We start from the raw sequence: 12,208 nt of genomic DNA on the forward strand, positions 1-12,208 counted from the left end.
CACCCTAAAACCTCGGGACCCGGCCGAAGATTTAATAAACATGAGGAACCGCGCGCCGCACCCAGTGGGTGTCTATTGCGGCGATTCGTGCCTATTCCGCCACGATGGAATACTGGCACGCCGTTCCCCATGGAAGGAGACCCCGGATGGGCTTCGGCCCCGAGTCCTGGGCCGCGCTCGGCAGGGCCGTCACCGGGCGTGACCTCGCAGGCACGACGTCGACCCCGGGGGCGCCCCCCGGCCGGTGGGCATTCCTCGGCGTCACCCGGGCCGACCTCGTGATCTGCCTGGTGGCGGCGGCCGTGGACACCTTCGGGTTCTTCATCACCCTTCCCTCCGCCGGACCGGGAGAGCGGGTCGTCGGCACGCTGTTCATGCTCGTGTCGGCCGCGAGCCTGCTCGCGCGCCGTCGGTCGCCGATCGGCGTGTTGTCGTTCGTGCTGACCCTGGTGGTGGTGCTCAACCTGCTCCTGGCGATGCCGCAACGTTTCGGTATCGCGCTGGCCGTGGCGTTGTACACGGTCGGCCTGGCCGGTCGGGCCCGGACGGTGGCGCTCGCGGCGCTGGCCACGCTGGCGGCCCAGGCGACGGGATATCCCAACGCCTCGCAGTCCTTCCTCTGGCTGTTCAGCGGCGACTTCGTGGCGGTCCTGCTCGTGATCGGGGTCAGCGTGGCGGTACGGAACTGGCAGGGGCAGATCGAGGTCAACCGCGTGCTGCTGGCCGACCGGGCACTGTCCGACGAGCGCCGCCGGATCGCCCGCGAACTGCACGACATCGTGGCGCACCACATCACCACGATGCACCTGATGTCCGGCGGTGCCCGGGCCAGCCTGGACCGCGACCCGGAGGCGGCCCGCGCCGCGCTGCTCACCCTGGAGGCGTCCGGCCGGGTCGCGCTCGGCGAGATGCGGCAGTTGCTCGGTGTACTGCGCAGCGACCACGACCCGGACCAGGCGGCCTCGGTGGCCCCGCAGCCCGGCGTGGACGACCTGGCCCGGCTGATCGCCGAATCCTGCCTGGCCGGGCTGCCCACCGAGCTGCGCGTGCTGGGCGCGCCGCGCGCGTTGCCGCTGCCGGTGGGGCTGGCGGTGTACCGGATCACCCAGGAGGCGCTGACCAACGCCCGCAAGCACGCGGGGGACGGGGCGACGGCGACGGTGCGGCTGGAATACCTGCCGGGGGCGGTCGCCGTGGAGATCCGCGACGACGGGGGTGGCGAGGTGGTCGTCGGCGACCATGCGATGACCGGTGGTGGGCACGGGCTGGTCGGGATGCGTGAGCGGGTGGCGGTGCACGGCGGGTCGTTCGAGGCGGGGCGGGTGGCCGACGGCGGGTTCCGGGTCGCGGCGGTGTTGCCGTTGGCGGGGGAGGAGCCGGCGCCCGCGCCGACGCCGCCGGCGGGTGTCGGCCCCGCGTCCGAGCCCGATCGGCTGGCCCGGCTCGGTCCGGCCGAGCTGGCGCTGCTGCGCCTGTTCGCGACCGGCAAGGCCGACCGCGAGATCGCCGCGGCGATTCGGGTGGAGCCGGCCGGTCTGGAGCGGCGGGAGGCGGACCTGCTGACCAAGCTCGACGTGCGGGACCGGGCCCAGGCGGTGGTCGTGGCGTACGAATCCGGCCTGGTTCGGGCGGGGCAGGGCGATCGCGACCGCTGATTGTGCGTTCGCACGAACACCGGCGCTCGGGTTCGTCGTCGCGGCCATCAGCAGCGGGCCGTCGTCCGCGTAGCGTGCCCGTACGCCTCCGGACTCCCGTGAAAGAAGGCCCCATGACCGGAACCGTCGTCGACACCGCGCATTGGAACGCCCGCCTCGCCGAGTTGATCGCCGAATACGACGTGCCGGGTGCGAGCCTCGCGTTCTGGCACGGCGGCGAGGTGCACAGCTTCGCCGCCGGTGTGCTCAACCGGGACACCGGTACGCCCGTCTCGGTCGACTCGCTGTTCCAGATCGGCTCGGTGAGCAAGGTCTGGACCGCCACCCAGCTGATGCTCCTCGCCGAGCAGGGCCGGCTCACCCTGGACACCCCGGTCGTCGACCTGCTGCCCGAGTTCAAGGTCGCCGACGCCGAGGTGACGAAGTCGGTGACGGTGCGGCAGCTGCTGACGCACACCTCCGGCATAGACGGCGACCTGTTCCTGGACACCGGGCGCGGCGACGACTGTCTGGAAAAGTACGTCGCGGCCTGCGCGGACCTGACCCAGAACCACCCGATCGGGGAGAGCTTCTCCTACTGCAACACGGGCTTCGTGATCGCCGGCCGGATCGTCGAGCGGCTGACCGGCAAGACCTGGGACGCGGCGCTGCGCGAGCAGATCTGCGAGCCCCTGGGCCTGACCCACACCTGGACGCTGCCCGAGGACGTGCTGCGCTTCAGCGCGGCGACGGGGCACGTGGAGGACGGCAAGGCGACCTCCGTGTGGGGTCTGCCGCGGGCGATGGGGCCGGCCGGCCTGATCTGCGCGCGGGCGAGCGACGTGGTGGCCTTCGGTCGCGCGCACCTGGGTACCGAGCTGCTGGCCGAGCCGACGGGGATGACCGAGCCGCAGGTGGACCTGCCGAACCCGTACACGCTCGCGCCGCAGTGGGGGATCGGGTGGATCCTCGACGAGTGGTCCGGCCACCGGGTGATCATGCACGCGGGCAACACCATCGGCCAGTCGGCGATGTTGTGGGTGGTGCCGGACACCGGCACCGTGGTGTGTGTGCTGGCCAACGGCGGCGACACCTCGGCACTGGTACGCGCGCTCGGCGGCGAGCTGTTCGCCACGCTGGCCGGCATCACCATGTCGCCGCAGCTGGGCCCGCCGCAGACCCCGGTCGAGGTGGACGTCGAGCAGTACGCCGGCGTCTACGAGCGGGTGGGCAACCGCACCACCGTCTCGGTCCGGGACGGTCGGCTGCACATGCTCCTCCAGACCACCGGCGAGCTGGCCGACATCTCGCCGGACATGCAATTGACGCTCACCCCGGTCGACGAGACCACGTTCGTCGGGCAGCGCGAGGGCGCCACGTTGTGGGACAACGTGGTCTTCTACCGTCTCGCCGACGGCAGCCAGTACCTCCACATGGGCGTGCGCGCCACCCCCAGGACGTCCTGACCCCAGTCCACCGCGCGGGTTCGCCACCCCGACCCCGCGCGGTGCCCGGTGGTGGGCCGGCCGGTGCGGGTTTACGGTCGAACGAGTGGGTCCGTTCCGTACGGCCCGCACCGCAGGCGGGCGTCGCCTCGACGCCTCGACGCCTCGACCGGCAAGCCCATCGCCTCGCAGGACACACCATGGCGCATCCGAACGCGACACCCTCGCAGACCGCCGCCGCACCGAAGCGAAGCGGCGGCAACGGCGCGGCGCTCGCGGTGATCGCCTCCTGTCAGTTGATGGTGGTCCTGGACATCACCATCGTGAACATCGCCCTGCCGCACATCCAGCGGTCGTTGGACTTCTCCACCACCGGCCTGTCCTGGGTGCTCAACGCGTACACGCTGACCTTCGGCGGGCTGCTGCTGCTCGGTGGGCGCGCGGGCGACATCCTGGGCAGGCGCCGGGTGTTCATCTTCGGCGTGTTGTTGTTCGCGCTCGCCTCGCTGCTCGGCGGACTCGCGCAAAGCGCGCCGGAGTTGCTCGCCGCCCGCGCGCTCCAGGGCGTCGGCGGCGCGATCGCGTCGCCGACCGCGCTCGCCCTGATCACCACCACGTTTCCCGAAGGCCCGGCCCGCAACCGGGCGTTCGGGGTGTTCGCGGCGGTGTCCGCCGGTGGTGGCGCGATCGGGCTGCTCGCGGGCGGGGTCCTGGTCGAGTGGCTGAACTGGCGGTGGGTGTTCTTCGTCAACGTGCCGATCGGGGTGCTGCTGGCGCTGGCCACGCCGCGCTACATCCGCGAATCCGAGCGCCATCCGGGGCACTTCGACCTGCTCGGCGCGCTCACCTCCACGCTGGGCATCACCTCGCTCGTGTACGGCTTCATCCGGGCCGCGCAGGAGGGGTGGCGCGACGCGTTCACCCTGGGCGCGTTCGCGGCGGCCGTGGTGCTGCTCGCGCTCTTCATCTCGATCGAGCGCAACTCGCGGCAGCCGATCACCCCGTTGAAGATGTTCGCCGACCGTAACCGGGCCGGTACGTACGGCATCATGTTGTGCCTGGCGGCGGCGATCTTCGGGATGTTCTTCTTCCTGACCCTGTGGGTCCAGGACGTGCTGGGCTTCAGCCCGCTCCGGACCGGGCTCGCGTTCCTGCCGATCAGCGCGGTGATCGCGGTCGGCGCGGGATTCGCCTCGCAGCTGCTGCCGCGCTACGGGCCCAAGCCGTTCATGGTCGTCGGCGCGCTGCTCGCGGCGGCGGGGCTGGGCTGGCTCACCCGCACCGATGTGCACAGCACGTATCTGGGCAGCATCCTCGGGCCGACGCTGGTGTTCGGCGTGGGCATGGGCATGCAGTTCGTGTCCCTGACGCTGATGGCGGTCTCCGGCGTGCGGGCGCGCGACTCCGGCGCGGCTTCCGGGCTGCTCAACGCGATGCAGCAGGTCGGTGGCTCGCTCGGCTTGTCGATCCTGGTCACCGTCTTCGGCACGGCCACCCGCAATGAGGCCAAGGACCAGGTCCCCGCCTTCCTCGCCCAGGCCACCCCGACGCAGCGGGCCGAGTTCGACCGCACCGGTGTGTTGCCCGCGCCGTGGAGCGACCAGGTGCTCACGAGCGGCGTCTCCTCGGCGTTCATCGTGGCCGCGATCTTCGCGGTGGTCGCCGCGGTGATCGCCCTGTTCGTCATCCAGGTCCGCGCCTCCGACCTGGAACGCCTCCAGGGCTCCGGCCAACCCCCCGCCGGCTGACCGACGACGTATTCGCCCGACCGGCCGCCCACCGGCCCGCCGGTGCGCGACAATGCGTACACGGCGGCTCACCAAGAGCGGAACACGGAGTTCGTTGCGGCAACGACGACGGGGGCCCGATGGAAGCGGAACTGATGACGCTGGCAGCATCCGGAGCCACCACGATGGTGGGCCTGATGGTCTCCGAATCCTGGACCCAGGCCCGCAGCCGGCTGGCCGCCTTCTTCTCCCGAACCGGCTCCGAACCATCCACCACGGAACAACAACTCGACGCAGCCCAGGGCGAGTTGACCACGGCCCGGGCACAGGGCAACGACATCGTGGCGGCCGACATCGAAGCCGAATGGCGAACCCGCCTGCGCCGAGCCCTCCAATCCGACCCGACGGCGGCGGCCGACCTACGAGCGCTGCTCGACGAACTGACCCCACTGACCGGGACGCCCACCACCACCCAGGTGACCAACACCATCACCGGCGGCACCCAACACGGCCCGGTCCTCCAGGGCCACAACTTCTCCGCCGTAACCTTCCACGCCCAAACCCCGCCCCCCTCCGGCGACGAACCGCCGACACAACCCTGACCGACCGGTCCCGGGTCGGCGTACCGACCCGAGAAGTCTCGGCCCGGTTGGTCACGCCATGGAGTGGAAAGCAGAAAAACCCCTGATCGACAGGGGTCTCTCGTGGTGTCCGAGGGGGGACTTGAACCCCCAAGCCCTTTCGGGCACTAGCACCTCAAGCTAGCGCGTCTGCCAATTCCGCCACCCGGACCGGATGGTCGCCCTGTGGTTTGCGCGGCGACGTGGAGAACCATATCAAAGATCCGCAGGGGGGTCGGACGGGGGCGGATGTGGGGCTGACCTGGGACTTGGGGGTCGGGCGGGGCGGGTTCGCCATCGTGCGTCGTGGGGGCGGGATCGGGCCGCTCGGTCCCTCGGGCTACGCGCCGGCGAGCAGATCGGCCTCCTCCCGCGCCGACAGGCCGTGTGACAAAGGGGGTTCGCCGCGTTGGAGGTCCCAGGCGCGGACGTCGGCCACCGTGACCGGGAGGGGGGTGGCGGGCATGCCGGCGGCGCGGGCTCGGGCGGCGCTGCGTTGGCGGGTGGGCCATTGGGCTTTCGGCGTGACCAGGGGAAAGTGTGCCGGGACCGCGTCCATGGGGATCGGGACGAGTTCGATGTCGGTGCCGGCCGCCTCGGCGCAGGTTTCGATCAGGGTGCCCAGCGTGGTGGGCTCGGCCGGGCCGACGGCGTGGAAGGCGCCCGGGCGGTTGTCGGTCAGCAGGCGGGTGACCAGGTGGGCAAGGTCCCGGGAGTCGACCACCTGTACCGGCTGGTCGGGGCCGCCTGGGACGGCCACTCGGCCGCCCCGGGCGGCTCGGCGGACCCAGTAGGTGAAGGTCTCCTGGACATCGTGGGGGCCGACGACCTTGCCGGGGCGCACGATCGTGGCGCGGTCGCCGTACCGGGCCAGGACGTCGTCCTCGCAGGCGACCTTGCACGGGCCGTACGTGTCGTTGTCGAGTTCCTCGGTGTCGCGGCGGGGCGGCCGGCGCGGGGTGTCCTCGTCCGAACCGGGGTCGACTCCGGTCTGTACGTATACGGCGTGGCTGGAGACGAACAGGTAGCGGCCGACCCGGTCGCCGAGCGCGTCCATCGCCTGGTTGACATGGCGCGGGACGTAGCCGCTGACGTCGACCACCGCGTCCCATTCGCCCTCGCGCAGCGCCGCGTAGTCGCCGGTGTCGCGGTCGCCGATCAGCCGGGGCAGGTCCGGGAACAGGTGCGATCCGGTTCGCCCCCGCCCGAACACGGTCACGTCGGCGCCCTCGCGCAGTGCGTCCTCGACGATCGCCCGACCCACGAACGCGGTGCCGCCCAATACAAGAATGCGCATGGTCGGCGACGGTATCGGCTCGGGCGACGTCGTGTGCCGAATATTCGCGTGTCAACTGTGATTGACACGCCGTGCGTGTCAACGTACGTTGACAGACATGACCGAAGCAACCGACCTCGCCAGTAGGGCGGGGGACCGTGATCCGCGCGTGGGCCTGCGGGCCGTGGCCGCGCTGCGGCGGCTGCTCGAACAGCTCGAGGCCGTGCAGGTGCGCAGCGCGCGCGTGCAGGGCTGGTCGTGGCAGGAGATCGCCGCCGAGCTGGGAGTAAGCCGTCAGGCGGTGCACAAGAAGCATGGGAGGAACTGATGTTCGAGAGGTTCACCGACGATGCCCGCGCCGTCGTGCGCGGCGCGGGCGAGCACGCGCGACGGGCCGAGGCCGGCGAGGTGGGGGAGGAGCACATGCTCGCGGCGTTGCTGGACGGGCAGGGTACGCCGGCGGCCGTCGCGCTGGCGACGATCGGATTCGTCGCCCATCGCGACGAGGTGATGGAGGCGCTGACCCGGGCGCGCCGGCGCGGCGGGGTGTCGTCCGCCGACCAGGCCGCGCTCGCCGACCTCGGGATCGACGTGGACGAGATCGTGGCCAGGATCGAACAGGTGCACGGCGAGGGCGCGTTGGCGATGGCGCCGCGACGCCGGAGGGTGTGGCCGTTCGGCGGTCGCTCGGCACCGGGGCCGTTCACGGAGGGGGCCAAGCGGGTGCTGGAGAAGTCGCTGCGGGAGGCGCTGGAGCGCGGGGACAAGCACATCGGCGACGAGCACGTGCTGCTCGCGCTCACGTCCGGCCCGGGCGTGGTGGCCGACCTGCTCGCCGAATACGGGGTGACCCGCGTGTCGGTACTGCGGGCGCTGGCGCCGCCGGCGGCCCGGGCGGGTTGACGCCCGGCGTGCCCGTACGCGGTGCGGGGCACGTGCGCGCGGGCGTGGGGCCGACGAACCGCGTGCGCGCCGGGCAGACCCGAAGGCCCACCCGGCGCGCACGCACGATCAGTCGAACAACCGCGCCTACTTGACCAGTCCGGCCCGCCGCAGCGCGTCCGCGATGGCGCCGCCGCCGGCGGGCGACTGCGACCCCCGGCTCTGCTTCGGCGGCGCGCCTCGGCGCCCCTGGCCGCCGCCGGCTCCACCGCCCTGCCCTTGCCGGGAGCCGCCCTGACCCTGGCCCGGCCGCGAACCCCCCTGCCCCTGCCGCGAACCACCCTGGCGCCCGTCCCCGGACCGCCCCTCCCCGGACCGCCCGTCGCGCCCCCCGCGCTCGGCCGCCTCGTCCTCCAGCCGCAGCGTCAACGAGATGCGCTTGCGCGGGATGTCCACGTCGAGCACCTTGACCCGCACCACGTCCCCCGACTTGACCACGTCGTGCGGGTCGCTCACGAAGGTCTTCGACATCGCCGACACGTGCACCAGGCCGTCCTGATGCACGCCGACGTCCACGAACGCGCCGAACGCGGCCACGTTCGTGACCACGCCCTCCAGGAGCATCCCCGGCCGCAGGTCGGACAACTTCTCGACGCCCTCCTTGAAGGTGGCCGTCTTGAACGCCGGTCGCGGGTCGCGCCCCGGCTTCTCCAACTCGCGCAGGATGTCGGTGACCGTCGGCAGCCCGAACTTCTCGTCGGTGAACGCCTTCGGGTCCAGCGCGCGCAACTTCGGCGCCGCGCCGATCAGGGTGCGGACGTCGCCACCGGCCGCCGCCGCGATGCGGCGCACCACCGGATAGGCCTCGGGGTGCACCGAGGAGGCGTCCAACGGGTCGTCGCCGGCCGGGATCCGCAGGAAGCCGGCCGCCTGCTCGAACGCCTTCGGGCCGAGCCGCGCCACGTTCCTCAGGTCGCGGCGGGTCTTGAACGGACCGTTCGCGTCCCGGTGTTGCACGATGTTCTCGGCCAGCGTCGCGCCGATCCCGGACACCCGGGTCAGCAGCGGTGCGGAGGCGGTGTTGACGTCCACGCCGACCGCGTTCACGCAGTCCTCGACCACCGCGTCGAGCGACCTCGACAACTTCAGCTCGGACAGGTCGTGTTGGTACTGGCCCACGCCGATCGACTTGGGGTCGATCTTGACCAACTCGGCCAGCGGGTCCTGGAGCCGCCGGGCGATCGACACCGCGCCGCGCAACGACACGTCCAGATCCGGGAGTTCCTGCGAGGCGAAGGCCGAGGCGCTGTATACCGAGGCGCCGGCCTCGGAGACCATCACCTTGGTCAGGCCCAACTCGGGGTGCTTGGCGATCAGTTCGGCGGCCAGCTTGTCGGTCTCGCGCGAGGCGGTGCCGTTGCCGATCGCGATCAGGTCCACCCGGTGGGCGGCGGCGAGGCGCGCGAGCGTGGCGATCGACTCGTCCCAGCGGCGGCGCGGCTCGTGCGGATGGATCGTCTCGGTCGCCACCACCTTGCCGGTGTCGTCGGTCACCGCGACCTTGACCCCGGTACGCAGGCCCGGGTCGAGGCCCATCGTGGCGCGGGTGCCGGCCGGCGCCGCCAGCAGCAGGTCGCGCAGGTTGGCGGCGAACACCCGGACCGCCTCGTCCTCGGCCTCCTGGCGCAGCCGACCGCGCAGGTCGATGCCCAGGTGCACCAGGATCCGGGTGCGCCACGCCCAGCGCACGGTGTCCGCGAGCCACTTGTCGGCGGGGCGGTCGCGGTTGGTGATCCCGAAGGCGTGCGCGATCGCCCGCTCGTACTCGGTCGGACCGTCACCCTCCTCGGCCGCGTCCGCGGTGGGGGCCAGCGTCAGGTCGAGGACGTCCTCCTTCTCGCCCCGGAACATCGCCAGGATCCGGTGCGACGGCAGCCGGGTGAACGGCTCGGCGAAGTCGAAGTAGTCGGCGAACTTGGCGCCCGCCTCCTCCTTGCCCTCGCGCACCTTGGCCACCACGCGCCCGCGCGTCCACATCTTCTCGCGCAGCGCGCCGATCAGGTCGGCGTTCTCGGCGAAGCGCTCGACCAGGATCGCGCGGGCACCCTCCAACGCCGCCTGCGCGTCGGCGACACCCTTGTCCGGGTCGACGAACGCCCCGGCCGCGGCGACCGGATCGCGCGACGGGTCGCCCAGCAGCCCGAGCGCCAGCGGTTCGAGGCCGGCCTCGCGGGCGATCTGCGCCTTGGTCCGACGCTTGGTCTTGTACGGGAGGTAGACGTCCTCGAGGCGGGCCTTCGAATCGGCCGCCATGATCTGCGCCCGCAGCGCGTCGTCCAACTTGCCCTGCGCCTCGATCGCGGCGAGCACGGCGACCCGACGCTCGGCCAACTCCCGCAGGTAGCGCAGCCGTTCCTCCAGCGTGCGCAACTGCGTGTCGTCCAGGGTCCCGGTCACCTCCTTGCGGTAGCGGGCGATGAACGGCACGGTCGCACCCCCGTCGAGCAACTCGACGGCCGCCCTGACCTGCCCCTCCCGAACCCCGAGCTCCTCGGCGATCAGCCGATGCACATCCTCCTGCGCACCCTGCTCCGAACCCTGCTGCCCAGACACCGACATCGTCACGTCCCGATCCACATCATCACCAACCATCCCCCGCCATTCTCCCGTCCCACCCACCCCCCTGTCGCGCAGCCCCACCGGGAACGCGAGGCCGTCCTCACGTTCCGGCGGCTGATCCCGCCCGCCGATCGCCCGTTACGCCGAGTGGTCGCGGAAGGCCGGGACCCGGCTGGGGCGGGGGCGGTTTTGGGCTTCGAGCAAGGGGAGGGTGCGCATGGGGACCACCTCCGACAGGGCGATGACGCTCGTGGTGCGGACCACCTCGGGGATGCGGTTGACGTCGATCAGGATCTGTTGCAGGTCCTGATTCGACGTGGCGGCGATGCGGCAGTGCACGTCGCCGATGCCGGTGGTGCCGTACGCCTCCAGCACCTGGGGGACCGCGCCCAGCGCGGTGGCCACGCCCGACAGGCCGCCCTGGGCGATCTCCAGTGTGACGAAGGCCAGGACCGGGTATCCGGCGGCGACCAGATCCACCTCGGGGCCGTAGCCGGTGATCACCCCGGCCGCCTCCATCCGGTCCAGCCGGGCCTGGACGGTGGCGCGGGAGACCCCGATCAACCGGGACAGCTCCAGCATGCCGGCGCGCGGATGTTGCCGGCCCGCCCGAATGAGACGTACGTCCAACTCGTCCAGTGTGATGCGCGAATCCTGAAGATCGTCTCGCATATGGCTCTCTTAACTAAGCAATCTGTATAGCTCCCGGCCAAGATGTTGTCAGATGTTGCCAGCGGAAGTGTACTTCCGGCATCCGTTCCTTTCCGAGGGGATCGCCCGTCATGAGCACCTTCAACACCCTGGAAGACACCGACGTCCTCGTCGGCGCCGTCGAGCACGACCCGGCGGGCGACCCCTTCCCCGTCATCGCGATGGACCACGTCCGGTTCTTCGTGGGCAACGCCAAACAGGCCGCGCACTACTACTCCACCGCGTTCGGGATGACCTGCGTCGCCTACCGCGGTCCCGAGACCGGCTCCCGCGACGCCGCCGAGTACGTCCTCGTCTCCGGCAAGGCCCGCTTCGTGATCACCGGCGAGGTACACGCCGGCACCGAGATCGGCGCCGCGACCCACGCCCACGGCGACGGCGTCGCCGACCTGGCCATCGAGGTCCCGGACGTGGACAAGGCGATCGCCTACGCCCGCGAGCACGGCGCCACCGTCCTGGTCGAGCCGCACGACGACAGCGACGAGCACGGCACCGTGCGCAGCGCGGTCCTGGCCACCTACGGCCAGACCCGGCACACGCTGGTGGACCGCTCCGCCTACAAGGGCCCGTTCCTGCCCGGCTTCGTCGCCGCCGAGCCGCTGTTCCGCGGCAAGCCCGCCGCGCACCCCAAGCGCTACTTCCAGGCCATCGACCACTGCGTGGGCAACGTCGAGCTGGGCAAGATGGACGAGTGGGTGTCCTTCTACAACCGCGTCATGGGCTTCACCAACATGAAGGAGTTCATCGGCGACGACATCGCCACCGAATACTCCGCGCTCATGTCCAAGGTCGTCACCAGCGGCAACCACCGGGTGAAGTTCCCGCTCAACGAGCCCGCGATCAGCCGCAAGAAGTCGCAGATCGACGAATACCTCGAGTTCTACGGCGGCCCCGGCGTACAGCACATCGCCCTCGCCACCAACGACATCGTTGCCTCGGTGCGGGCGATGAGCGAGATGGGCGTCGAGTTCCTGTCCACCCCGGACAGCTACTACGACACCCTGGGGGAGTGGGCCGGCGAGACCCGGGTACCGGTCGAGACGCTGCGCGAACTCAAGATCCTGGTCGACCGCGACGAGGACGGCTACCTGCTCCAGATCTTCACCAAGCCCGTCCAGGACCGGCCCACCGTGTTCTTCGAGCTGATCGAGCGGCACGGTTCGCTCGGCTTCGGCAAGGGGAACTTCAAGGCGCTGTTCGAGGCGATCGAGCGCGAGCAGGAGCGCCGCGGCAACCTCTAGGCCGCGACGCGTCCGCCCGGCCGGCACGGCCGGGCGGACCGATACACGGGCGG

Annotated in this window: 10 protein-coding genes and 1 tRNA gene; 7 read left to right on the forward strand and 4 right to left on the reverse strand. The window is 71.4% G+C overall.

Features of this window, described 5'->3' with window-relative positions:
* Positions 1–146 precede the first annotated feature (146 nt).
* From ACFRCG_RS33710 to ACFRCG_RS33725, 4 genes are all read left to right on the forward strand, one after another.
* Positions 147–1,655, forward strand: coding sequence for a histidine kinase (locus tag ACFRCG_RS33710; RefSeq protein WP_380038541.1), 1,509 nt, complete (start codon positions 147–149; stop codon positions 1,653–1,655).
* A 113-nt stretch (positions 1,656–1,768) separates the two neighbouring features.
* On the forward strand, positions 1,769–3,100 hold the full coding sequence (locus ACFRCG_RS33715; RefSeq protein WP_380038543.1) for a serine hydrolase domain-containing protein: 1,332 nt from the start codon (positions 1,769–1,771) through the stop codon (positions 3,098–3,100).
* A gap of 179 nt (positions 3,101–3,279) precedes the next feature.
* Positions 3,280–4,827, forward strand: coding sequence for an MFS transporter (locus tag ACFRCG_RS33720; protein WP_380038545.1), 1,548 nt, complete (start codon positions 3,280–3,282; stop codon positions 4,825–4,827).
* A 134-nt stretch (positions 4,828–4,961) separates the two neighbouring features.
* On the forward strand, positions 4,962–5,408 hold the full coding sequence (locus ACFRCG_RS33725; protein WP_380038547.1) for a hypothetical protein: 447 nt from the start codon (positions 4,962–4,964) through the stop codon (positions 5,406–5,408).
* A 103-nt stretch (positions 5,409–5,511) separates the two neighbouring features.
* Here ACFRCG_RS33725 and ACFRCG_RS33730 read toward each other — a convergent pair.
* Both ACFRCG_RS33730 and ACFRCG_RS33735 read right to left on the reverse strand, forming a co-directional pair.
* Positions 5,512–5,598, reverse strand: a tRNA-Leu gene (locus ACFRCG_RS33730).
* 168 nt (positions 5,599–5,766) lie between these two features.
* Entirely contained in the window at positions 5,767–6,723 is a 957-nt protein-coding gene (locus ACFRCG_RS33735; protein WP_380038549.1) for an NAD-dependent epimerase/dehydratase family protein, read from the reverse strand.
* Positions 6,724–6,820: 97 nt separating this feature from the next.
* Between ACFRCG_RS33735 and ACFRCG_RS33740 the strand changes: the two genes are divergently transcribed.
* On the forward strand, positions 6,821–7,030 hold the full coding sequence (locus ACFRCG_RS33740) for a helix-turn-helix domain-containing protein (RefSeq protein WP_026218136.1): 210 nt from the start codon (positions 6,821–6,823) through the stop codon (positions 7,028–7,030).
* The gene (locus tag ACFRCG_RS33745; RefSeq protein ID WP_380038551.1) at positions 7,030–7,605 is read left to right on the forward strand and encodes a Clp protease N-terminal domain-containing protein; all 576 of its coding nucleotides are present in this window, start codon (positions 7,030–7,032) and stop codon (positions 7,603–7,605) included. The genes ACFRCG_RS33740 and ACFRCG_RS33745 overlap by 1 nt, the downstream gene beginning before the upstream one ends.
* A 126-nt stretch (positions 7,606–7,731) precedes the next feature.
* Here the strand turns inward: ACFRCG_RS33745 and ACFRCG_RS33750 are convergent, their stop codons facing one another.
* Positions 7,732–10,203: a Tex family protein gene (locus ACFRCG_RS33750; protein ID WP_380038642.1), complete on the reverse strand. Its 2,472-nt coding sequence runs from the start codon at positions 10,201–10,203 to the stop codon at positions 7,732–7,734.
* A 138-nt stretch (positions 10,204–10,341) separates the two neighbouring features.
* Positions 10,342–10,875, reverse strand: a complete 534-nt coding sequence (locus tag ACFRCG_RS33755) for an Lrp/AsnC family transcriptional regulator (protein WP_380038554.1) — start codon at positions 10,873–10,875, stop codon at positions 10,342–10,344.
* Positions 10,876–11,075: 200 nt separating this feature from the next.
* On the opposite strand from ACFRCG_RS33755, the gene hppD reads away from it, so the two are divergent.
* Entirely contained in the window at positions 11,076–12,155 is a 1,080-nt protein-coding gene (gene hppD / locus ACFRCG_RS33760) for a 4-hydroxyphenylpyruvate dioxygenase (protein WP_379997334.1), read from the forward strand.
* The last annotated feature ends 53 nt before the right edge of the window (positions 12,156–12,208 follow it).

Origin of the sequence: Embleya sp. NPDC056575, assembly GCF_042793325.1 — a bacterium.
In the GTDB taxonomy this organism is placed as follows: domain Bacteria; phylum Actinomycetota; class Actinomycetes; order Streptomycetales; family Streptomycetaceae; genus Embleya.